Here is a 24902-nt window from a genome sequence, read left to right as displayed (position 1 = left end):
GTCAATTAAATGGCCATTTTTTCTAGAAAATAGTGGATCTAGTCTTAAGAAAAGATTTTCAAAATAGCATCCGCAAGTATCTTGGAATCCTGATCTCTCAATTTGGCAAACCTGATTGCCCAAGCCTCCTCATCAAATGCCAAATTTCTAACTTCAACCAAAAATCTAGTCTTAACAATATTATTCTTCAGCACGTAAAGATTTTGTCCCTTAATATAGAAACTTCTCCTAAGTCCTTGTGTGATTTTTTCAATAACAGACTTAGAATGCAAATCCGAACTCTTACCTTCTTCATGTTGGTAATAAAACCCCATGCTCCGGGGTGCTCCTACACTATTATCGGCATGCAGGCTAACATACAGAATATCTTTCTCATCAATATTTTTATGCTTATTTACAAATTTATGAACAACGGATAGCCTTTTCTTTAATCCCTCCTGGGTTCCACTTATCCAAGAATCAACTGTGTCATTCTTATTTAAATCATAGTCATTATAAACTTCATTCTTAACATTGACAAATGTATTATTAGCAGACACGCTGTCTCTAATTAAATGATCGGGAGCTAAAATAGTAAGCTCAACGTTAGCTCCATACTCTTTAAGATACACATAAAGCCTCAAGGCAATATCATAAACATATTCGTCTTCAACAACAAAAATTTCATTACCAAGACCGTCTTTAGCCTTAACAATGGCACCAGGATCAAGGCCCCCATGGCCGGGATCAATAATTATTAATTTATTTTTAAGCTTATTATTCTTAACTGGTCTAGTCTTAACAAGACTTTCAAAACTTTTAAAAAGCTGACTTGCCTTCTTATAAGCATTAAGCGGAGAGCGCCAATCCTCCGAATAAAATTCACTCGGTTGGTTTATTTTTTTAGGTTTATACCAATAATAAAAATCTCCATTAACCTCAAATATCGGTATTTTAGGATCCAGAATCACTAAAGCACTTACATCAAAAAAATCTCTTCTACCTAAAACATTGGAAAAGTTTAAATCCAACTTTTTATTCTTAGCAGAAGGAACATTTGTAAGAGCTCTAACTTTACTCCCAGAGTCACTAATCTTTTCCACAGAATCTCTTGAACTTTTACTAGCAATATTGGATTCTTTTTGTTTATCGTAAATTTTAAGTTCTTGCTTATAAGAAATATTATTTCCACTTAAATTATTCCATCTCTTAAGTTCTTCAATCAGAACTCCATATTTACGTGCGATACTATAAAGAGTTTCCCCAACAGATACTTCATGTAGCATAAAATCCTTACTACTCTTTTTTAACTTCGGAATCACATCCCTAATGCTTGACAAACTCTCTCCAATAATCTTTGAAACCTCCAAAATGGAATCTGCCTTTAAGTTTATTGCTTTCTCCCCATTAAGATTAACGAGATGTTTGGGAGTCACACCGTAAATATATGCAATCTTACCAAGAGTTTCGCCCCTTTTTACATAATGAAAATTAATATTACCGGAGGCCTTCTTTAAGTATAATTTCTGCCCGATTATTAAATTTTGATCCTCTAAAGAATTTAACCTCATAATGTCTTCAGTACTAATATTAAAATCCAAAGCTAACTGGGAAAGCGAATCACCTCTCTTAACCACATATGGCCTCAAAAAATCAGGTTCACTTACGACTAGTTTAGAGGAAACCTTAACATGCCTAGAACTTAAATCATTCCAAGCAAGTAATTCCTTCTCTTTAATCCTATACTGATTTGCTATTGCCTCAACAGTATCATTCTCTTTTACAACATGAATTTTCGAACCAGAACTAACATTATTTCTAACACCAGGTTCTTCAACGCTCTTCTTAACAATTTTATGTTCCTCGGAGGGCCTTGGAATAATTAATACAAGCCCCAATCCAATACTGTCAGAACCAAGGTTATTTACTCTTTTAAGGTCTTTTATTGGAACCCTATACTTAAGAGAAATAGAATAAAGGGTATCCCCTTTAACCACCTCATGTTTAAAATTCGCATATAAACCTAGGGAACTTATGATCCACAAAAAAATACCAAGTTCTTTAATCTTAAAAATTAAATACTTAATATTTCTCCTTAACCCCAATATTTTGAACGGCATAATCGTAAATTATCCAATAAAAATCATACTTTTTGAAGAAAAAGGTATAGCGCTTAATTATATAGAAATGCCCATCATCAAAATACAAGTCAGCAGTGACTTTCCCCGTAGAATCTGTATAAGTCGTTTCAATAATAGAAAACTTACTAGGAACCCTTGATATGTCAGCACCATTACCACTCCATAAATATTCCTTATACTCCTCTAACATATTACTGGAACCCGACTTCAATTCTTGCTCATAAATGTATGCTTTATTTTGATCATTTAAAATAAAACTCTCAATATCAATATACAAGAAAAACTTTTCCTTCTTGCCAAGACGCAATGCCTCAAACAAATATTCAACAATCTTGTCAGGAGACAAATTTACTCTTTTTAAAACACCTTGTATCTCATGATTGGATGCGATATTGGAAAAATCTACCTTCTCTTCCACATCATCCACCCTAGGCTTTAAAAATAATGTAACAACATTAGATTCTATTCGTTTTTGCAAGTCCGAAATGTCTGGGAAGAACACACCCTTTATAAAATAAACTCCATCCTTATCAAATTGTACAAATTGATTTAAGCTCATAACTACAGAAAATTTTTCATTAGGTCTTAAAGTCAGCGTTCTAACAGGAATCGCAACATTCTTTGATCTATCCTTAACGTATTCAATAGGTCTCTTAACTCTCATGTTAGTAGTATCTGTAACATCGAAATCGAATCCAAAAGTATTAATGTCTCCCATTTCAAGAGCAATTAAATCATCAGATAAGTTAGCAAGTGAAACCTCAACAGAAATATTACTGTTAATACGATATATTGATTGATTAAAAAACTTTATCTTAAAATCAAGACCCTTGTAATCTCTAGAAAAAAGAACAACAGGAACATAAGCAAGGAACAAAAACAAAAATAACTTTCTAAATTCCATAAACTCCCCAAAAACCCCTTACATTATACGTAAAGAAACCGATAATAACTATAATATATAATATTATACTAAACTACAGGAACAAAAAGGTAAAAGATGGATATAGAAAAAGAATTAACTACCAGACTAAGTGATGGTTATGAGTTAGAAAAAGTAAAACAACTCTGCAAACAAAGAGCACCATTTACATTAGTAGGATATGAAGGTTTTTTTAAAGCCTTTTTAATAAATAAAATAAAAGAATACAGCAAGAACAAAAGTGTTATTCTGGTAGTTAAAGACGAAAATATATCAGACAAAATCAAATCCGATTTATTGCAAATCACAGATCAAGTATACGAACTAAATTACTTCAGTTCCCTTGCATACAAAGGAATTAGTTCAAAAAGTAAAGTCTTTAGCGAAAGAGTAAAATTTTTAATCAATTTTTATGAAAATAACCCTGGCATCTATCTTGTTGTAATAAAATCTCTTCTTGGTAAAATTCCTAGTAAAGAAAATCTATTTAAAAACATCTATAAAATTCAGAAAGAAAAGACAATCAACGTAAAGGCACTGGAAAAAACCCTTATAAAGCTAGGCTATGAACAAACGACAAGAGTCACACTACCCGGAGAATTTACCATAAAGGGAGAAGTGATAGACATATATTCATTTGTTAAAACAGAACCGGTAAGAATTTCCCTAAATTTTAACAAAATAGAAGAAATAAAAGCATTTAACCCCTTTACACAACTAAAAGAAGGAAATGAAATTTCTGAATTTGAAATCATACCTAGGAAAGAAATCATATGGAACGACTCAAACATAAACAAGCTAGGACAACAAGTAAAAGAAGATGAATACAAAGCATTATTTAAAGACATTAAGTCAAGACACAGTGCTAAATCAGAAGAACTTTTTTATTCATTAATAGGAGATACATACTTAACCCAGGAAATTGATAAAGATACTCCCATTATCAACTTCGAGCTCTCAAACTTTCAAGAAGAGACAAAAAAAATTTACAAAGAACATGAAAAGCTTTACAGTCAGGCAATAGAGACGGGAAACCAGACAATTGCACCAAAAAAAATTTTCATGAACTTAAAAGATTTAAAATTAAAAACTAATATTTTCTTTTCAAAACCCGAAAATATTCAAACAGAAGAATTCATAGAATTTCAAGTTGAAACTAATATTAGCTTTTTTTCAAACATCATACTTGCAAAAAATGAAATGACTAACTGGATAAAAAACGGATTTAGAGTAATAATCGCAGCAGAATCTGGATCACAAAGGGAAAAACTAAAATACCTATTCAAGGATCTTCCGAAGATAAAAATTGAAGTTCTAAAAATATCCAGTTCACTCATAATTAACAAAGCAAAAATAGCTATTATTCTTGAGTCTGACATATTTAACAGAAAACAAAAAATAAATAAAGATTTTGAATCATCAAAAACAAAGGTCATTGATTCATTTGTTGAGGTTGAAAAAAATAGTTATGTTGTACATATAAACCATGGCATTGGGATATTTAGACAGGTAAAGAGAATTAAAACAAGCCTCCTTGAAAAAGACTACATTGAGATTGAATATGCCGATAATGAAAAATTGTTTATTCCGATTGAGCAAACACATCTTATTCAAAAATATATTGGAAACAATATCCCAAGCATAAAGCTGGACAGTATTAGTTCAAAAACATGGGAAAAGAAAAAAGCTTATGCAAAAAAAAGGATTGAAGACATAGCAGATAAACTTGTTGCACTTTATTCAGAAAGAGAAAGCATTAAGGGATTTAAATATCCTCAAGATAACGAATGGCAATTATTATTTGAGTCAGAATTCCCATATGATGAAACTCCAGATCAATTGACTGCAATAGAAGAAATAAAAGAAGATATGATGAGCTTTAAAGTAATGGATAGACTTTTGTGTGGGGATGTTGGATTTGGCAAAACAGAGGTAGCAATGAGAGCTGCATTTAAAGCTGTAATGGGCAAGAAACAAGTGGCAATACTTGCTCCAACAACAATCCTAGCAGAACAACACTTTAACACATTTAAACGAAGATTCAAAAATTTCCCAATCAAAATTGAAATGATGAGCAGATTTATAAAAAAATCAACAGAAAGGGAAATTATTAAGAACTTAGCGATGGGAGAGATTGACATAATAATTGGAACACACAAAATATTATCCAAGAACCTAATATATAAAGATTTAGGACTCATCATAATTGATGAAGAACAGAGATTTGGAGTAAGAGAAAAAGAAAACTTAAAAGAAATAAAGATATCCGTGGATTGCCTTGCGTTATCAGCGACCCCCATTCCAAGATCTCTCCATATGTCATTAATTAAACTCAGGGACATATCCGTCTTGAAAATTCCACCCAAAAACAGAATTAAAATAGAAACTTACGTAGAAGAATTTAATGAAGCCTTAATTAAACATGCAATTGAACATGAACTTTCTCGCGATGGACAAGTCTTCTTCGTACATCATAACATTGAGGAGCTAGACTCAATAAAGGTAATTTTGGAAAAAATAATTCCCTATGCGAGAATTGCAATCATTCATGCAAAACTTACAGGCGATCAAATTGAAAACATTATGCACGATTTTATAAACAAGTCATATCAAATACTTCTAGCTACAACAATAATTGAAAATGGAATAGACATTGAAAACGCAAATACAATAATAATTAACAATGCTAATAGATTCGGACTCTCACAACTATACCAACTAAGAGGAAGAGTTGGAAGAAGTTCACAAAAAGCTTTTGCTTATCTTTTATATAAAGAAGGGTTAAGTTTAAATGAAAGTGCTGTTGAAAGACTACGTTCAATATCTGAATTTTCCGAACTTGGAGCTGGCTTTAAAATTGCAATGAAAGATATGGAAATAAGAGGTGTTGGGAATCTACTTGGAAGAGAGCAACATGGAGAAATTGAGTCAATTGGTCTAGACTGCTACTTAGGCATGCTACACAAGGCAATTGCACATCGAATGGGAAGGGGTTCTCAAGAAAGAGAGATCTCCGTTGAGATTAACTACAATGGGTTTATTCCCGATAGTTACACAGAAAATGAGCAGGACAAGATGTTAATCTACAAAAAAATCTCGGGCATTCAGAGTGAAGAAGAAAATAGAAAAATAAGAGCTGAGATTTATGACCGATTCGGCTCTATTCCTGAAGAACTAAACGTCCTACTTACGCTAGCAGAAATGAAAATACTTGCAAAAAAACTCAACATCTCAAGCCTTAAAGAGAGAAACAAATTGCTGGAAATTGAATATTTAAATACAGAACTCATTCCTGTTAAAAAAATAATGGAAATAATAAAAGGCAATCCTACCACATTAAAAATAAATCCAGAGTATAAAAACTCAATTTTCCTAAACTTAAACAACACTAGAGAGACAGACAAAATTAACTACATATACGAAAAACTTAACTTATTAGCAGGGATTAGAGAATGAAAATACTGGTACTTAATACAGGAAGTTCGTCATTAAAATTTACACTCTACGAGTACGCAAATAGGCAAGTGTTAGTATCTGGTGTGGTTGAAAAGATAAAAGAAAGAGAATCAATAACTAAGATTAAAACTAGATGCGGAGTGGAAGAGAAGAAAGGTGCTGGGATTAAATCACACGAAGAAGCATTAAGAAAGGTGGTCAAGACTTTAACAAACGAAGAATTAGCAATACTAGCCAGCCCAAATGAAATTTATGCAATAGGACATCGAATTGTCCATGGAGGCTCCAATTTTAAAAACTCAGTATTACTTAATAAAGATGTCCTAGCCGAGCTGGGGAAGATATCTCACCTTGCTCCTCTTCATAATCCAGCCGCCATTAAAGTCATAGAAGCAACACTTAAAATACTGCCGGATGCAAAACAGGTTTTATGCTTTGATACATCATGGCATCAAAGCATGAATGAGAGAGCATTTTTATACGCTACACCGTATTCTTGGTACAAAGACCACAACATTAGAAAATATGGATTTCATGGATTATCTTACTCATACATAACAGGAAGAGTTGCTACAATTCTTAAGAAAAACCGTGAAGATCTAAACTTAATAATACTGCATCTGGGTAATGGAGCCAGCATTAATGCTGTTAAAGGCGGCCTGTCATATGATACAAGCATGGGACTTACTCCACTTGAAGGGCTCGTTATGGGTACAAGATGTGGTGACATTGATCCTTCAATTATTCCTTTAATGAGTAGATTACTTAAGAAGACAACACAAGAGATAGAAGAGATTCTTAATAATGAAAGTGGTATGCTAGGGGTGTCTTGTAAATCGAATGACTTAAGAGATATTTGGAAAGAAGTGGAAAATGGTGATCATAATGCTAGACTTGCTGTTGAACTGATGGCATTTAGAATAAAAAAATACATTGGCTCTTACCTTGCAATTCTAGATTTTAACCTAGATGCAATCGTCTTCACAGCCGGTGTTGGCACCACAGACTATGGAATACGAGAACTAGCATTGAAAGGTTTTGAAAAAATAGGAATAGAAATAGACCTTAAGAAAAACAATCAAGCTTTCAGAAAAGACATAGAATCTGACATCTCAAGCGAAGGCAGTAAAGTAAAAATACTTGTACTGCCAACAAACGAAGAACTCTCTATTCTTGAGGATACTCATACACTATGCTCACAAGAAAACCCACTCTAGTTTTAATACAGATATTCTGATTTACAGCAAGGCTTTCTGTCTAACATCCTCAACTACTCCCACTCCCTTTACAAGCTCAAGTAAGGCAAAAGCGAACTCAAAGACCGTACCTACCCCCTTAGAGGTGATAAAGTTATTGCTAATAACAACATTTTCGTCCACAAATTCACCATCCATAACTCCATTTTCGAATCCCGGATAGCATGTAAATTTGTTCGCTCCCAAAAGCCCCTTAGCAGAAAGCACAACAGCTGGGGCAGCACAAATAGCTGCAATAAACTTACCCCCTAATTTCATATCCCTTAAAATCTTATCTAATTCTCTAGACTCAAAAAGATTGCTAGCACCCGGCATCCCCCCAGGAAGTATGACTAAATCAAAATCATCTGCACCACAATCTGACAATTTCTCGTCTGCCCAAAAGGAAACTCCTCTAGAACCCGTGACAGCCTTATCATCATTTAAACTGATAAGTTTAACATCAACGCCACCTCGTCTTAAAATATCAACTGGAACAACAGCCTCAATCTCCTCAAAGCCATCTGCAAGCATAACAGCTACTCTCATAACAAAAAACTCCTTGATTGATGCTGATGGAGGGACTTGAACCCACGACAACTCGGATATGAGCCGAGTGCTCTAACCAACTGAGCTACATCAGCTTACGGCCCTTAAAGTGTATAAATTCAAAAATGTTTTGTCAATACAACAACAATTGCATATACCATGAATGTCTCGCTCTTATCAAAAATTTCAGTATCAATAAATATAACAAGATTTAAATTCATAAAAGTAAAATTAAACTTGTATTAACCGACCTTAACGCCCCTAATAAAATAAGCATTTTTTATTTGAAAAAAATATAATAGAATTATGATTGATATATTTAACGGCAATGTGCATTGGGGAAATATGTAGACAGAATTACGGTCCTATTTTTTGATTTAAGTGTTATTAAAACAACAAAGCATGAATGTTAAGTAAAGCAATTAAGCAACATGCTACGCTTGAGCATCAAAAATAAAAATAAAATATTAGTATGATTTATATGAAAAAAATTGTTTGTATTTGTTTCTTTTTTATTAGTAATAGTTGCTTTTCATATGATTTTTGGCACACGGAAGCTAAGGAAAAATTAATAAACAAAATAGTCTACCAAATGAGCGACAAAGAACTACTAGGACAAATGTTTATGATAAGTTATCCGGGAGAGCAGATAACAAACTTTACTCTTAACTTTATTAAAGACAAAAATCTGGGCGGCATAAAAATCTTTGGATGGAATGCTGGAAGCCTGCCCATGTTAATAGATAGCATAAATAAAGCACAAGTAATGTCTCAAAGAAATAGATTTAAAATTCCCCTATTTATCGCTACAGACCAAGAGGGTGGATGGGCACAGCACATAAAACTAAAGACCTCAAAAACAATAGGAAACCTTGGTATCACGGCTACTCTCTCGCCAAATGATTCTTACCTCACGGGATATTACATAGCAGATGAATTAAGTCGCCTTGGAATCAATCTAAATTTTGCACCCATAGTTGACGTCTACACTCATGAAGACAACTTCATAATAGGGCCAAGAGCATACTCAAATGATCCACAAATAGTTGCTTTATTTGCTCTGGCATTTTATAAAGGACAAAAACAAGCTGGAGTGATCTCAACAGCAAAACATTTCCCGGGGCATGGAAATACAGTTGTTGATTCTCATACAAAAATGCCAATAATAAATTCAAATTTAGAAGAGATGCTCGAAAATGAACTATTGCCTTACAAAGTATTAATACAGGAAAATATTCCAGTAATAATGAGTGGACACCTGGCCTACCCAATGCTTACAAACGGCGAAGAGATACCCGCCTCATCATCAATTAAAATTTTAAAAGGAATTCTTAGGGAAAAATTAAAATATAATAATTTGATCGTAACAGATGATTTATTAATGAACGCCGTGAGACATAAAAATGAAAGTATCTATGATACGATTGAAAGGATTATCAGAACAGAAACAGATATTTTATTAATATCATTAAACGAAAATTTACAAAGCAACGCCTACAACAGACTCTTGGCCCTTATGAAAGAAGATAATGAGATAAGAGGAAATATTATTAAATCCAATAAAAGAATACTTAGAATCAAGTTAAAATATTTAAAAGAGGGGAAAAATAAAGTAAACATTTATCCAAACTACAAAAAGACACAAGAAATACCCACAAATGAGGCTAAAAAGTTTTTTGAGCAGAGTACATTAAGAGGAATAACAAAAATTAGGCTAGAAAAAAAAGTTTCAAGGCATAAGAAAACACTATTAGTATCACCCTACTACCAAATGGTTTCAGAAGGAAGAAAAATATTTCAAAACAGCTCCAGTTATTACTATGATTACTACCCCTTAAACGGTATTAACTACAATAAACTTCAGGAAATTAAAAAACTAATTGAAAAACACGAGCAAGTTATTTTCAATCTTTCAACTCCTGGTAGCCTTAATTACATAGAAAATTTAAAAGAATACAAAGACAAAATAAGCATTATTGTATCTCTTACACCTCAACACATCAAAAATCTAGACTGGATAGAGAACATAGTAGTAGTCTATGGCACAACAACACTAGCTTTTAAATCAGGGTTCTTAACTCTAACGAAAGAATTTAACCCAAAGGGAGTAATTCCTTTAACAAATCTTAATCCTTAAGTCCTTCCCTTATATATGAGATAATCTGATTTTCTAAAAGGTTTAAAGAGCTTATTTTGATCTTAAACCCACTGGCATGCTTATGTCCTCCTCCTCCAAAAGACTTAGCAAGCTCCCCAACATCAAAATATTCCCTAGACCGAAGTCCAGCTAAAATAGAACCATCTTCCGTCTCTTTTAAGATAACTAATATTTCATTATTTTCAACATTACTAAGCAATGCATAAAATAGCTCATTAACTCCACTAATATTAGTGTCTTTTTTTGCATCGAAAGGCAAAGCAGTAACTAAAACTTTTCCATCAAAATAATATTTAAGGTTGTTTAACATTGATCTCAGGATATCTATTGAAGATAAGCTCTTAACGGCCTCAATGTAACTATAAACATCCTTAAGACTTAACCCCTTAGAAACAAGCCTGGCTACCATTTCGAAAGGCTCAGGGTCACTGTTTGACAAAAACCTGAAAAACCCTGTGTCTGTGCAAAATCCAACCAGAATATACCAAGCCTCTTCTCTTGTAACATCATATCCAAATTTCCTAATTAATTTCTCAATCAAAAAAGTAGTTGAGGGTGCTAGGGGATCAATATAACTGGGAACATCTAACTTATCACCCGAAGCATGATGATCAATAACAAGGATAGGCATATCCTTTACATAAAAAACAAACTCATCTCCTATCCTGTCAAAAATGGAGCAATCTAAAATGATTACAGCATGATCTGAAGAGTCAATATTGGGCCATTGAGATAAAAACTTGTCCTTAAGAGGAATTATTTCTCTCCTGACAAAAGGCCCCTCATTAAGCATAATAGATTTCTTACCTATTCTAGATAAAAAAGAAGCTAAAGCTAAGGACGAACCAATACAATCAAAATCAGGGTCCTTATGCCCAATGATAATAAAATTATCGTATCTTTTAATAAATTCAATAGCAACTAACATAAACAAATATTAACAAAATTTTGATACAATTAAAAATTTGAAAGTTTTGTTCAAAATCATAAGTAAGTGTTATAATTAGGCAACATGAATAGAGGATGAGGTTTTTATTTGGATAGCAGTGATAAAGATCAGATTAGACAAGCGTTTCAGATGGCTGAAGTCGCGAGAAGTAATTCATATTCGCCTTACTCAAGCTTTAAAGTGGGAGCTTGCCTCAAGACTAGGGACAATTTATTTTTTCAAGGTTCAAACGTTGAAAATGCAAGCTTTGGTGCTACCTGCTGTGCAGAAAGGAGCGCTATTGTAAATATGGTATCGTCTGTTGGAACGCAAAAAATAGATTTCATGCTACTCTCAACAATTCCGGAAACCATTCCATGTGCAATATGCCTTCAGGTAATGTCAGAATTTTTCGACGAGGACACTAAGATATTCATAACAAATCCCCTCACATTCAATTCTAATCAGACTGCTCTGAAAACTTACGTACTCCGGGATTTACTCAGGATTCCATTTGACAAAGAAGAACTGTCAAGAATCTATCTTAAGGAGTAGCACACAGCTTAAGGGCTGTCTAGGAAGGTCAATTTAGTATACCAAGGGACACAATCTCGCTAGCTAGTTCTTTTAGCTTATTAGCATCTAGGGTTTCAGCAGAAGAGTCAAACACCTCTAATATGAGCTTTTTCTCGTAATCATTAAACTCGTATCCTACACTCTCCAGAGACAGAAAGCTAATCATTGGTAAAAATTTGTTAATAAAGGCATATATCCCCTCATCAGGCTCAAAATTTTCATAATAATAACTAAATACGCTCTCTAAAGATTTTTTATTAAAAATTTTAAAAAAATCATAAAAAACACCCTCAACAACCTTCACATTGTTGATTAAAATATCATCTGTAGATATAGCTTTTTTACATTTTTTAATAAAAAACTGCGCTTGTAACATAAATCTCCAAACTTGAAACATTAATAAATCCATTATTTAAAATATTAACAAATTCATTGAACATAAAAAAAAATGTTGCTATACTCACATGTAAAATTATGCAATAAAAGCAAGGGAAGGTGCAAGTATGGTTAAGGTCATTAATAACAAAAATATTAGCAAATATGTGAATTTAAATCTTAAAAGCCTAAAACAAGCTGAATTCTACATAGCTTATATAGAAAATCATGCTAAAGCCGTTTCGTACATTAAAGCAAAAACAAAAGATAGAGAAATCGAAGTTAAAGATTTTTATATCGATCCAAACTTTAAAGCAGAGGGAATAGAAAAAATAGTATTCAATAATTTAATTTATTATGGAAAAAAAAATAAACTTCAAAAAATTTCCTGCGAAATTGCTGAAGTAGAGGAAGATCTTAGAAGCTTAGGTTTTATAAGTAACAATAACGTATATAAAAAGGACTTAACACCTGAGATCAGAAAAGATAAGTTCATAATGGGGATTGGACTTGTCTCAGTACTAGCAGAAGTAGTTTCCATCGCCTCTAAACTTACCGTAGGAATACTTTTCAATTCCTTTGCACTTATAGCAGACGCTTTTCACGTCCTCTCAGATTTTGTGTTATCAGCAATTACCTACTTCAGTCTCAAAATTACAAATAAGCCTGAGACAATTTATTATCCTTACGGATATAAAAAAATGGAAAATTTAATATCATTTATCATAGGGATAATCATAATAGTAGCGGGGTTTACGATATTTTTAAACTCAACGGGCCTGAATAAATTAATTAGCCTTGGGGGCGAATCTGGATTCCACATTCATTACCATCCTACCCACCTTGAAGATCATGGGCATGGACACGACCACTTTCACGACCACGAACACAATCACTTCCATGACCACGAACATTCCCATTCACACAACCATCACGAAGAGGATAAGAATAATATACTTGAAATATTTTCAAATAAATCTTTTAAGAAAAGCATTTGGATACCATTAGTACCCTTTATATTTTTCATAGTAAAAATGGTCGAATATTTAGTAAAATTCCAGATTGGAAAAAGATATAATAACTACCTACTCTTAGCACTCTCATCAGCTGATAAAAACTGTATATTTTCCCACGGAGGTACTACATTAAGTTTATTACTTGCAAATTATGTGTGGACAGGTTTTGACAAAATCATATCTATATTTATTAGTTTTATAATCATTAAAGAAGGACTTCACGTAATACTAAAAAACGCTAATAAAATTCTCTCAAAACAAGACATAGATTTAAAAAGAGAGATAAAAGACACATTGAAAAATACCAAAATAAACTTGAAAGAACTCAATTTGTCTCATGAGGGGAATCATTTAAATCTTTATGCAAAATTAGATTTAAACCATGAGAGTGATTTAAAAAGCTTGATAAAACAAATAGAGACAACAAAAGAAATAATTAAAAAACAACACAAGGAAATATATGAAATGTACATTTTAATATGATGAAACAAAATGAATTGACACTTCAGATAAAGTTGTGTTAATATGCTAAGCTGTAAGACGCAGGGTAGAGCAGTTGGTAGCTCGTCGGGCTCATAACCCGAAGGTCATAGGTTCGAGTCCTATCCCTGCTATGTTAATTTTAATACATGGAGAATGAATGAATAGGAAGAGTATAGCCAAGGGTAAGATGGTTAGGCGATTTGGTGTTAATATATTTGAACAGCCTAAGTACGATAAACTACTGAAGAGGAAGCCTAGTCCACCGGGAATGCATGGAAAATCTAGGAAGGGGAAGGTCACTGAGTATGGGAAGCAGTTGGTAGAGAAACAGAAGGTTAAGTTTACTTATGGGGTAAGCGAGAGACAGCTGACTAATATTTTTAGGGAGGCAAAGCGACATCACGGAGTTACGGGACACAACCTTTTGGCTTTGCTTGAGAGAAGAATTGATAATGTTGTGTATCGGGCCGGGTTTGCTATTTCAAGAGCTCATGCTAGACAAATAGTTTCGCATGGGGTGATCATACTTAATGGAAGAAGGGTTACAATACCGTCTATTACTTTAAGAACGAGCGATGAGTTACGGGTAAAGGAAAAGGATAGCCTGAAAAAACTGATTAGATCTAATATAGAAAAGACATCGACCCTTCGAAATCTTCCAACTTGGATAGAAGTGAACGCTGATGCTTTGCAAGTGAAGGTCACACGCCCTCCGGCGAGGGACGAAATACCTACCCTCGCTAATGAGCAAATGGTTGTTGAGTATTATTCTAAGAGGGCATGAGGCTTTGCGTTTTACTCGCTTGTGTTACTTACCCTTCTTTCTGCCTTTAGTAAAACCTTTCCCGAAGCTAGCTTTGGGGAAGGTTGAAGATCCGGCCCTGCCTGGATTCTTAGTAGGACCCTGTGCGTTAAACGACGCTCTGCTCCCCGAAGGTCTCCTGACTCCGTCTTTCATACAACCCCTCCTTAGTGAGCCTAATTATAGCAAATTTTAGATAATTTTTAAATAATCAAAAACTTCTTCCAAATGGGACACATACTTAACGCACATGCTGTTTCTAATCTCATCAGGAAGCTTAACATAGTCTCGCTTATTGTCCTTAGGAATTATAACTTTGCTTATGCCACTCCTGTAAGCTGCAAGTACTTTTTCCTTAATACCTCCCACAGGAAGAATGGCCCCCTTAAGAGTAACTTCTCCTGTCATTGCAAGATCCAAAGAAATCTTTTTCTCAGATAGTATGGAAGCTATTGCTGTTGCAATAGTGACTCCAGCCGAGGGCCCGTCTTTTGGCGTAGCACCCTCTGGAAAATGTAAATGAATTTCAGGAATCTCATTTATATCAAAGTTAAGCTTAGACGAATAAGTTTTCACCACAGAATAAGCAAGTTGAGCACTCTCTTTCATAACAGATCCAAGACTACCTGTTAAAATAACATCCCCTTTCTTTTCAAATTTAATAGCTTCAACAGGAAGTACAGCACCTCCATAGTTTGTCCAAGCAAGACCATAAACAAATCCAGGAGAATCAATCTTAATTAAATTCAAGTTGTACTCACGATCCACATAGACATGAAAATTATTCATATTAATTATCTTATAAATACCAGGAATATCAGGATCGTGCGTAAAAATTGAATTATTTTCATGTATTAAGGAACTAGGAAAATAAAAATTACCCTCAATTATATCTTCTCTAGAATAAGCATGAAGCAATTCCCTTACAACCATTCTAAACAAATTAGTCAAAGCCCTCTTAAGTTCTCTAACGCCAGACTCCATGGTGTATTTTTTGATTATGTGCAAAATAACATCATCTTCTATTTTTATATAGACCTTACTCAAAAAACTTTCCCTGATTATACTCGGCACTAAAAATTTTTTTGCAATTTCTAATTTTTCAATATAAGAATACCCTTCTATTTTAATGATTTCCATTCTATCAAGAAGAGGTTTAGAAATTCCATGAATGGAATTAGCTGTTGCAATAAATAACACATTAGAAAGATCATAAGGAATCTCTAAATAATGATCAACAAATTTGGAATTCTGTTCCGCATCCAATACTTCCAAAAGAGCGGCCTCTGGGTTCCCTCTATAAGAATTATCAATCTTATCTATCTCGTCAAGTAAAATTACAGGATTAGATTTGCCCGCCACTTTAATTGCGTTAATAAAAACCCCTGGGAGAGCCCCAACATAAGTTCTTCTATGTCCTCTAATCTCTGCTGCGTCCCTTATCCCCCCAAGAGAAATTTTTGCAAATTTCCTAGAAAGAGAGGTGGCAACAGATAGGGCAATGGAAGTCTTTCCGGTACCAGGAGGCCCTACAAGGCATAAAATAGGTGCTTGAATTCTAGAATTAATATGATAAACAGCTAAAAAATTAATTATTTTCTCTTTAGCTTCATTCATCCCATAGTGTCCATTTTTTAAAACAAATTCAATATCACCTAAAGAGTTATCCATAACAGTATCTTCATTCCAAGGCAGCTCAAGCAACAAATCAACATAACTTCTAACAATATTGACATCGGGAGAATTTGAGCTCATGGAGGACAGCCTAGATATTTCCTTCTCGATTCTTGGTTTAATATCTTCAGGAATTTTCTTAGAATTCAATTTATCAAGATATTCGGCCTCGTCTTTCCCCAATCTTTTCTGTATTTCTTTCATTTGTTCATTTAAAAAATACTCTATTTGCCCCTTATTAAGCCTATCGTTAACTTTAGACTTAATATCTTTCTTAAGACTTAAAAGATCAATCTCAATGTTTAAATTTACAATTAATTTCTCCATTCTAATTTGCACATCCAATTCTTGTAAAAGCTCCAACTTTACACCGTATTCCAACTTAGCATTATAGGCTAACACATCAACAAGTTTAGTAGGCTTATCAAAAAAATTGATACTATCATTGCCATCATCCAATTCTTTAGCAGAAAGACAAGACCTGTATGTTTCATAAGTTTCTCTTAAGAACTTAGAATAAATAAAAAATTTGCTACTAAATTCACTCTCATCAGGAATAAAATCAACCTTAGCCCTAAAATAAGTACTCTTCTTAATAAGACTTCTTATAATAACCCTATCTTGGCATTCGACTAAAACTTTTATTGAATCTTTAGCAACATTTACAACCTGAATGATCTTACTATAAGTACCAACAGAGCACACATTTTTTAAACTAATCTTTTCAGAAGTATTAGATTTAGGATTATTAACATAGACAAACAAAACCAGCCTACTCTCTAACATAGCCTGATAAATAGCACTAACAGCAACACTATCGTAAAAAGTGGTCCATAAAGTCACGCCTGGGAAAAAAACACTTTGTCCTAAAAAAACAACCGGAATATCCTCTTTTCTAGCACTAATTAGACTTAGAATTGATTTCATAAAGTTCTTTCGGCCAAACCTTATTGACCTGTTTCCCCGTCAGAATTAATGGTTCAATATTTTTACTCAAAACAGACTCTTTAGTAACAATAACTTTTTTTGCTGGCTTAATCGAAGGTACCTCAAACATCGTATGTTTAAGCAACTCTTCTAAAATAGAACGCAGACCTCTTGCACCCGTATTCTTACTCATTGCCTCCTCAGCAATAGCATCAATTGCATCCTTTTCAAATACAAGATCGACATTATCCATTTTAAACATATGATGATATTGCTTTAAAATAGAATTATCAGGTTCAATTAATATTTTAATCAAATCTTGTTTTCCTAGCCCCTCAAGATAAGAATGCACAGGAAGCCTACCCACAAACTCCGGAATGAGTCCAAATTTAACTAAATCTTCCATCTCTAAATATTTTAAAAAATTATCCCCTTCAATCTCTTTTTTATCAGCAGATGAAAATCCAATAGCGCTTTTGTTAATTCTTTTCTGAATAATCTTTTCAAGTCCTACAAAAGCCCCACCGCATATGAAAAGTATATCCTGCGTATTAATTTCAATAGTATCCTCATAAGGATGTTTCCTGCCTCCCCTTGGTGGTACATTAGCAACAGTACCCTCAATGATTTTCAGCAAAGCCTGCTGAACCCCTTCCCCAGACACATCCCTAGTGATTGAGACATTCTCACCCTTCTTGGCAATCTTATCTATCTCGTCTATATAAATAATACCTCTCTCCGCAAACCCTATATCTCCCTGTGCAGCATGAATAAGCTTAAGTAAAATATTCTCAACATCCTCACCCACATAACCAGCCTCAGTAAGCGTTGTAGCGTCCACAATAGTAAAAGGAACATTCATCTCATCAGCCAACTTCTTAGCAAGCAAAGTTTTTCCACTCCCAGTAGGCCCAACAATCAATATATTAGATTTTTCAAGCTCAATTCCACCCTCAATCGCACTACCTCTAAATATTCTCTTATAATGATTATAAACAGCCACAGACAAAACCTTCTTTGCATCTTCCTGTCCAATAACATATTTATCAAGATGATTTTTTAGTTGTTTAGGAGATGGAAGTTCTTCATATGACTTACTATTCACAAATCTACCAGCCTCTTCTTGAAAAAGATTGTAACACCCCCTAGAACATTCAAAGCAAATAGTAACAGATTTCGTTGTAATCATTTTCTCCTTTTCGGCCCTAACACGACCACAAAAAGAGCATTCCTCAATCTTTTGATTCTTATTTCTTGCCATATAACACGTTATCCAAAATTAATTCCTCTCCAAAATATTGTCAATAATTCCGTAAACAAGAGCATCACTCGGTGTCATAAAGTAATCTCTTTCAATATCAAGAGATAATTTCTTCCTAGAAACCCCCAGTCTACTAGACATAATATCTATTATCAATCCCTTAAGCCTTATGATTTCATTTGCCTGTATGCTAATATCACTAGCCTGTCCCCCTATTCCTCCCCAAGGCTGATGAATCATTATTCTTGAATATGACAGTGATTCCCTTTTTCCCTTAGTGCCCCCTGCAAGCAAAAACGCAGCCATTGAAGCTGCCTGCCCAATACAAATAGTTCTAACATCCGGCTTGATATACTGCATAGTATCGTAAATTGCAAGCCCCGCAGTTATACTGCCCCCCGGAGAATTTATATAAACATGTACATCCCTGTCAGAATTCTCAGATTCCAAAAAAAGAAGCTGTGCAATAACCGTATCTGCCTTAACATCGCTAATCTCACCGCTTAAAAAAATTATCCTATCCCTTAATAATCTTGAATATATATCAAAGACCCGTTCATAATTCCCCGTGTGCTCCACAACAGTAGGGACTAAATTATACATATACTCTCGTGTCATTACTCACCCATTTCACTATTTAAAAAATCTTTGAAAGAAATTTTTTTAGCTCTAATTTCTTTGACATTTTTTAAAATCTTACTCCTAACCTTTTGGCTCTTAACTTCATCCTTCAAAATCTGTATTAAATCTCTCTCTTCATAAAATTTTCGAATCTCTGCCAATTTCATCCTTGTATTTTCAGCCTGTCTAGCCAACTCCAAATCCAAATCAGCATCCGTAACTTCCTCGCTATCATCAGCTACAATCTTTTGCAAAATTAACCTAGACTTTAAATTCTTAAGCAATTTTTCCTTAAAAACATCATCCGAACTTTCTAATTCACTTAAAGAACTTCTAGCCTGATCAACACTGATCTTACTCTGCTCTGAAAATTTACTTAAAGCATTGTTAAGCTCAGCTTCAAGCATGGAAGGAGGAATTTCTATACTCAACTTCTCTGCAATCCCAAACAAAAATTTTGAAAGTTTAAGAGCCTCCTTCTTCTCCTCTACAAGTTTTAACATATCTACTCTTATGCGTTCCTTAAGTTCTTCTAGCGTATTAAGACTATCATTAACATCTTTTGCAAAATCATCATCAAGCTCAGGAACATCACGTCTTTTAACGTCTGCAACAGTAATCTTCAATTTTTTAACAGAACCCGCAAGCTCCCTAAACCTATATCCCTCATCATAACTTTTCTCTACGACCCTCTCCTCGCCCCTCTTCATTCCAATGATATCTTCATCAAACCCATAATAATTATTAGAATCCCCCACAGTGAAGACAAAATCTTGTCTTCTAGTCGATAATATCTCTCCCAAAGAATCATCAAGCTCAACAAAATCAACCTTAACAATACTACCCTTCTTAACGCTACCTTTATCCTCAACAACAATCGAGTTCTCTGCCTGTAATTGCTTAAGACCGTCTTCAACATCAGAATCAGAAATAATAACTTCAGGCACTTCTACAACAATATCAGCAATATCTGGTACTTCAAATTCAGGATAAGCCTCATACGCAACAGTAAACTCAAAATCCTTCTCAAAATCTACATCTAACTTCTCTTCCAATATTTTAGGAGTAGCATAAGCCAACGGTTTATAAACGACACTCTTGAAAAGATCTTCCAAAGACTCACGGATAACCTTCTCCACAGTCAAAGCCCTTAAATTATCAGAATATTTACTCTCAATAACACCAAAAGGCACTTTCCCCACCCTAAACCCCTGTACTCTGAGGCGAGAAGAATAATCCCTTAAAAACTCATCATATTTACCTTTAACAAAATCCCTAGAAACTCTAACAACAGCCTCTACCCTAGAGTCCGAAAGCAACCTCACGTCCTTACTTAATATCACACAATTCCTCTAAAAAAACAAACTATAGCAATAAACACTTAAGCGAAAGACGGGATTTGAACCCGCGACTTTCACCTTGGCAAGGTGACACTCTACCCCTGAGTTACTTTCGCATTTCTTGCAGAAGGTGGGAGTCGAACCCACACGCCAAAGGCACTAGATCCTAAGTCTAGCGTGTCTGCCAGTTTCACCACTCCTGCATTCCTAGGTAGTATACAAAACTTAAAAAGCTTTTTCAAGCACAAACACCCTACATTTCGCACCCAGCAGGACTCGAACCTGCAACCCTTGGATTCGAAGTCCAATGCTCTATCCAATTGAGCTATGAGTGCATCACAAACCCAAGGTGATTGACGGGGATTGAACCCGCGACAGCCGGAACCACAATCCGGTGCTCTACCAACTGAGCTACAACCACCAATTACATTTAAATTACACGCAACTTCATTTTATATACATTTAAAATGTAAGTCAACAAAACTACGTACCCATCCCCGAGTAAAATAAACAAAAAGCCTACATACTGTCTAAACTAGTCTTTAAAAAATTATAAACTCTAATAGTTGACTCAATATTGACTCTCTCTCTTGGCGTATGGGGAGCCTCAATCCAGGGACCAATAGTAACTGAATCTATTCCTCCAAATTTTGAAGATATTATTCCAGTCTCAAGGCCAGCATGAATCACAATAGTTCTTGGGTCCTCTAAATACATACCTTTGTACACACTCTTAAGATGATTTACAAGCTTACTATCCTTATTCGAATTCCATGCGGGATAATCATATACTATTTCAAATCTAGCTCCTGCAAGCCCACTAATTGCCCTTAAATGACTAAAAACATATTCTTTCTCGATGTCTAACAACGACCTTATTGTAAAGACAAACTGATATTCATCATTCAATTTCAACAAACTAGCAAAATTTAAAGAGGTTCTAATAAGCCTATTTCCATAATCTTCAACCTTCTGAACCCCGTGTAAGAAGGCCATACCCATATTTAAAATCTTATCTTGATCCACGTTTTCTAGAGCAATTCCTGAAAAACTAACCTTCTTTAGCTTAATCTTGAAATCACAATCAAGAGTATACATTCTCTTTACCTTAAGCTTGAATGATCCTAATTCCTTCTCTAGGGAAACATAATCTTCAGGATCGATTAATATGAAAGATTTTGCTTCCCTAGGAATTGCATTGCTTTTATCCCCCCCAGAGATATATTCAACATCAAAATCTATCCTTGATCTGAGTTCACTTAAAGCAAAAAACATCAATTTTAAAGAGTTTCCTAAATCAATATGAATATCTGCCCCAGAATGCCCCCCTTTAAGCCCAGTGAACAGAATCTCAACTCCCACATTTTTTTTACTCACTCTATATTTTGGTTTAAAATTAATATTAACAAGGCGAGAACCAGCACATCCGACGAGGAAATAACCCTCTTCCTCTCCATCAAGATTAATTAACATCTTCCCACTACATAAACTGGGATCAAGCCCAATGGCTCCTATTAGCCCTATCTCCTCATCAACAGTAAATAGAAGTTCTAATTCAGGATGTCTGAAGCTATTAGCCTCACTCATAATAGCAAGCATCATAGCAACTCCAATCCCATCATCAGCACCAAGAGTAGTACCCGATGCTACCAAATATCCATCATTTTCAATTATATGAATAGGATCTTTCTTAAAATCATGAACAACATCCTCATTTTTCTCACAAACCATGTCCGTGTGGGCTTGAAGAATAATAGGCTCTGAATTTACAATACCATTAGACTTAACCTTGACCACAATATTACCTATGCTGTCTTTCTTGAGAGGATACCCAAATTTTTTAGCCTCATTTTTAATATAATTGTTAATCCCTTCTACATTCTTTGAACACCTAGGTATTTGAGATATTCTTCTGAAATAATCAATTACAATATGTTCCATATTTACTCCTTGATTAAAAAAGTTAATAGAAATTCCATACTAGATACATTTGCTTGGTAAAACTACTTCATAATACTAAAATGCAATCTAGAATGCAAAATCTAAACTTATGAGAAACGATCTTGATTACTAAAATCATTCATACTTAGACTTAAAAACTTTTCTGGAACCTCTGAAACAGATTTTGAAGGAATTTGTTCAGGTATTTGTTTATCTTGTTTCCTTTTAATGGCCATCGTACGCTTAAGAGATTCCCTAGATTCAGTAAATGCAACATAAAAGCATGTCTTCCTTCTTCTAATTTATCCTCATCCACAGCAAAAACCACATCGTCAAATTCAAGTCACTTAGCCGCATGCACAGTCATCAAACTAACATTAATGTTTTTATCTTTAAATCAGAACATATTTTTATCTGTTTGAATGTTTCTCGCTAAACTCCGCATTATCTTTTTCGGTAAAACTAAAACCAGATGATAATATCTAATACGTCCTAAATTTACGCTTTAGGATGCAACTCCAATTCTTCATTTAATATCTCTTTGGGACTCAAGATGAGATCGTCAAAATCAAAGAAATCGTAAAGATAAGATCCAAAACTTCTTTCTAAGCAATGTCACTCACGAAAAGATAAGTCATTCTATAAGCAACAACTCCTGCCTTTTCAACTCCAACACCGATAATTGTCAAAGGGGACGCATCAATAGTGGTAACAGCTTTGTACTAAACTAATAAGCTTACCTGACCTGATCATTAAGCAAAATTAAAAAACCTTGACATCATCTGGATATTCCACCACAACTCTAAAGTTTTCAGGATAAGCAAAAATCTTCCTAGATTTAGACTGATCAAAATCTTTACTCAAAATCGGAATGCCGTACTTAGCCAAAACATTAACTGCAAACTCTGAATTCTCAGACCCCACCTTTATAGCTCCCCCTGCCATGAAATTAGCCCCACCAAAAAGCTTCGCCTTAAGATTATTTTTAGAGGAACCACTATCCAACATGGCATCAATTAGCATAGGAATAGCGTAAACTCCATATCTACCTTTCTGTGAAGAAGACACCTCCGAATCCGACTTAACCAAAACATAGTGATTTGCTCCAATAACATTACGAACCCCATCATGAAGGACAACAGAAACACAAGACCCAAGTATTGTAGAAATAACCCTATTACTTGATACAAAAGCTTCTCCCGGAACTATTATCGTAACATCTCTTTTTAACTTAAAATTAAAATGACTTAACATAGACTCTATTACTCTCTTTCGAAAAAACTCACAACAAACTTATAAAAACTATTTAAAAATCCCAATCTCCTAACACACCGACTGAACAAACTTAACTCACCCAGTTTATCGTTATCCAAAAAAAACTCAGCTTTTCCAACCACATCATCCCCACCAAGTGGAGCAACCAAATCCCTCACACGGGAGTAAACCTTCACTCTACCAACTTCATCTTTTGAAAAAACATACCTAAAAGGCACCCTAGACGAGATATCGACTGTACTCGTGTCCCCATTATAGACCCTTTCTTCTGATTTTACAATGAAAGAAAATTTATGATAATTATTAAACCCATATTCAAATAACTTCTCAGCAATCAAAGCACGTCTTTTTTCTCCCACATTGCCAATCCCCTTATTAACACCTAAAATAACGGATATTAATCTCATTCCTCCCCTTTTGGCTGTAGCAACCATATTTAAACCAGATTTCCCAATATAACCTGTCTTAAGCCCATCAGCACAGGGATAACTGTGTATTAAAAGGTTTTTATTGTGTTGCTTCAAATTTAACACCTTTGAAGAATACGTATTTCCCAAATTTTCAGGTTTTGGATAAATAAAACTTCCAAGAGAATGTATACTAAGCATAAATTCGAATTTTTCTATATAGGATCTTGCAAACAATGCCATTTCTATTGCTGTAATTTCATTACTATCGCTATATCCTGATGCATCAACAAAATGCATATTCAAAAGTCCCAAGTTTAGGACATTAATATTCATTAAATTAATAAAATTGTCTAAATCTCCTCCCGTCATAAATTCAGCAACAGCTACAGCAGCATCATTTCCAGATGCAACCGCAAGCCCTTTAAGTAATTCTTCAAAATTCACCCTCTGTCCTTCTTCTAAAAACATTAGAGAAGAATTTAGCGGAGCATTGTAATATGACGCGGCTCCACTAATAGGAACAATGCTCTTAAAATCTATATTCCTTTTCCTTGCCTCAATTAAAGCAGTATAAATTGTGACGAGTTTAGTAAGAGATGCCGGTGGAAGAATTAAATTAGATCCCCTTGCATAAAGAACGCGCTTAGTATCATACTCAAGAAGAACAACCGACTTTGCGTCCTTTGCCACTCTTTCAACCTCAACCAAATCAACTGAAAAAAGCTCACCAGATAAAATTAAAATCTGTAACATAGTCGAGACAATTTTCATGCAGTAACATTATATATTATTGCGTGAAAATTTATTATAAACTTAAGGATAATTTATAAAGG

18 protein-coding genes and 6 tRNA genes are annotated in these 24902 nt (G+C 34.2%); 7 read left to right on the top strand and 17 right to left on the bottom strand.

What is annotated here, in order from left to right:
* Positions 1-44: 44 nt before the first annotated feature.
* Complete coding sequence (locus QYZ68_RS03220; RefSeq protein WP_301384137.1) at positions 45-2099, bottom strand: LysM peptidoglycan-binding domain-containing protein; 2055 nt, start codon at positions 2097-2099, stop codon at positions 45-47.
* On the bottom strand, positions 2062-3024 hold the full coding sequence (locus QYZ68_RS03215; RefSeq protein WP_301384136.1) for a hypothetical protein: 963 nt from the start codon (positions 3022-3024) through the stop codon (positions 2062-2064). The genes QYZ68_RS03220 and QYZ68_RS03215 overlap by 38 nt, the downstream gene beginning before the upstream one ends.
* 96 nt (positions 3025-3120) lie before the next feature.
* Here QYZ68_RS03215 and mfd point away from each other — a divergent pair, with 96 nt between their 5' ends.
* Positions 3121-6498 (top strand): transcription-repair coupling factor, encoded by a 3378-nt coding sequence (gene mfd / locus QYZ68_RS03210; RefSeq protein ID WP_301384135.1) that lies wholly within the window; start codon positions 3121-3123, stop codon positions 6496-6498.
* Complete coding sequence (locus QYZ68_RS03205) at positions 6495-7715, top strand: acetate kinase (protein ID WP_301384134.1); 1221 nt, start codon at positions 6495-6497, stop codon at positions 7713-7715. The genes mfd and QYZ68_RS03205 overlap by 4 nt, the downstream gene beginning before the upstream one ends.
* Positions 7716-7736: 21 nt before the next feature.
* Here the strand turns inward: QYZ68_RS03205 and QYZ68_RS03200 are convergent, their stop codons facing one another.
* Both QYZ68_RS03200 and QYZ68_RS03195 read right to left on the bottom strand, forming a co-directional pair.
* Complete coding sequence (locus QYZ68_RS03200) at positions 7737-8282, bottom strand: DJ-1 family glyoxalase III (protein WP_301384133.1); 546 nt, start codon at positions 8280-8282, stop codon at positions 7737-7739.
* A 21-nt stretch (positions 8283-8303) separates the two neighbouring features.
* Positions 8304-8377, bottom strand: a tRNA-Met gene (locus QYZ68_RS03195).
* 497 nt (positions 8378-8874) lie between these two features.
* Here QYZ68_RS03195 and QYZ68_RS03190 point away from each other — a divergent pair.
* A complete protein-coding gene (locus QYZ68_RS03190) occupies positions 8875-10419 on the top strand; it encodes a glycoside hydrolase family 3 N-terminal domain-containing protein (RefSeq protein WP_301384132.1) in 1545 nt (514 codons plus the stop codon).
* Here the strand turns inward: QYZ68_RS03190 and QYZ68_RS03185 are convergent.
* The gene (locus QYZ68_RS03185; RefSeq protein WP_301384131.1) at positions 10409-11368 is read right to left on the bottom strand and encodes a DHH family phosphoesterase; all 960 of its coding nucleotides are present in this window, start codon (positions 11366-11368) and stop codon (positions 10409-10411) included. The genes QYZ68_RS03190 and QYZ68_RS03185 overlap by 11 nt on opposite strands.
* Positions 11369-11476: 108 nt before the next feature.
* Between QYZ68_RS03185 and cdd the strand changes: the two genes are divergently transcribed.
* Positions 11477-11923 (top strand): cytidine deaminase, encoded by a 447-nt coding sequence (gene cdd, locus QYZ68_RS03180; RefSeq protein WP_301384129.1) that lies wholly within the window; start codon positions 11477-11479, stop codon positions 11921-11923.
* Between the two features lie 28 nt (positions 11924-11951).
* Here cdd and QYZ68_RS03175 read toward each other — a convergent pair whose 3' ends face one another.
* Entirely contained in the window at positions 11952-12320 is a 369-nt protein-coding gene (locus QYZ68_RS03175) for a hypothetical protein (protein ID WP_301384128.1), read from the bottom strand.
* A gap of 127 nt (positions 12321-12447) precedes the next feature.
* On the opposite strand from QYZ68_RS03175, the gene QYZ68_RS03170 reads away from it, so the two are divergent.
* From QYZ68_RS03170 to rpsD, 3 genes are all read left to right on the top strand, one after another.
* Positions 12448-13818 carry a cation efflux transmembrane domain-containing protein gene (locus QYZ68_RS03170; protein WP_301384127.1) on the top strand — a complete coding sequence of 457 codons (1371 nt, stop codon included), beginning with the start codon at positions 12448-12450 and terminating at the stop codon, positions 13816-13818.
* A 58-nt stretch (positions 13819-13876) separates the two neighbouring features.
* A tRNA-Met gene (locus tag QYZ68_RS03165) sits at positions 13877-13949 on the top strand.
* 26 nt (positions 13950-13975) lie between these two features.
* The gene (gene rpsD, locus QYZ68_RS03160) at positions 13976-14602 is read left to right on the top strand and encodes a 30S ribosomal protein S4 (protein ID WP_301384125.1); all 627 of its coding nucleotides are present in this window, start codon (positions 13976-13978) and stop codon (positions 14600-14602) included.
* A 210-nt stretch (positions 14603-14812) separates the two neighbouring features.
* Here the strand turns inward: rpsD and lon are convergent, their stop codons facing one another.
* The 11 genes from lon to QYZ68_RS03105 all read right to left on the bottom strand — a co-directional run bounded on the left by lon (position 14813) and on the right by QYZ68_RS03105 (position 24840).
* Positions 14813-17221 carry an endopeptidase La gene (gene lon / locus QYZ68_RS03155; RefSeq protein WP_301384124.1) on the bottom strand — a complete coding sequence of 803 codons (2409 nt, stop codon included), beginning with the start codon at positions 17219-17221 and terminating at the stop codon, positions 14813-14815.
* Positions 17196-18482: an ATP-dependent protease ATP-binding subunit ClpX gene (gene clpX / locus QYZ68_RS03150; protein ID WP_301384122.1), complete on the bottom strand. Its 1287-nt coding sequence runs from the start codon at positions 18480-18482 to the stop codon at positions 17196-17198. Before clpX ends, lon begins: the two co-directional genes overlap by 26 nt.
* 18 nt (positions 18483-18500) lie before the next feature.
* Complete coding sequence (gene clpP, locus QYZ68_RS03145) at positions 18501-19085, bottom strand: ATP-dependent Clp endopeptidase proteolytic subunit ClpP (RefSeq protein WP_301384121.1); 585 nt, start codon at positions 19083-19085, stop codon at positions 18501-18503.
* Positions 19086-19099: 14 nt separating this feature from the next.
* Positions 19100-20446: a trigger factor gene (gene tig / locus QYZ68_RS03140; protein ID WP_301384119.1), complete on the bottom strand. Its 1347-nt coding sequence runs from the start codon at positions 20444-20446 to the stop codon at positions 19100-19102.
* A 41-nt stretch (positions 20447-20487) separates the two neighbouring features.
* Positions 20488-20559, bottom strand: a tRNA-Gly gene (locus QYZ68_RS03135).
* Positions 20560-20565: 6 nt separating this feature from the next.
* Positions 20566-20646 (bottom strand) — tRNA-Leu (locus tag QYZ68_RS03130).
* 58 nt (positions 20647-20704) lie between these two features.
* Positions 20705-20778 (bottom strand) — tRNA-Arg (locus QYZ68_RS03125).
* A gap of 12 nt (positions 20779-20790) precedes the next feature.
* Positions 20791-20865: transfer RNA gene (locus QYZ68_RS03120), tRNA-His, on the bottom strand.
* 97 nt (positions 20866-20962) lie between these two features.
* Complete coding sequence (gene pepD / locus QYZ68_RS03115; RefSeq protein ID WP_301384118.1) at positions 20963-22384, bottom strand: beta-Ala-His dipeptidase; 1422 nt, start codon at positions 22382-22384, stop codon at positions 20963-20965.
* 762 nt (positions 22385-23146) lie between these two features.
* Positions 23147-23638 carry a chemotaxis protein CheD gene (locus tag QYZ68_RS03110; RefSeq protein ID WP_301384116.1) on the bottom strand — a complete coding sequence of 164 codons (492 nt, stop codon included), beginning with the start codon at positions 23636-23638 and terminating at the stop codon, positions 23147-23149.
* Positions 23639-23646: 8 nt separating this feature from the next.
* Positions 23647-24840 (bottom strand): D-alanyl-D-alanine carboxypeptidase family protein, encoded by a 1194-nt coding sequence (locus QYZ68_RS03105; protein ID WP_301384115.1) that lies wholly within the window; start codon positions 24838-24840, stop codon positions 23647-23649.
* Positions 24841-24902 lie beyond the last annotated feature (62 nt).

This window comes from Borrelia sp. P9F1 (assembly GCF_030436115.1).
Taxonomy (GTDB): Bacteria; Spirochaetota; Spirochaetia; order Borreliales; family Borreliaceae; genus Borrelia.
This window is presented reverse-complemented; position numbering and strand designations above follow the sequence as displayed.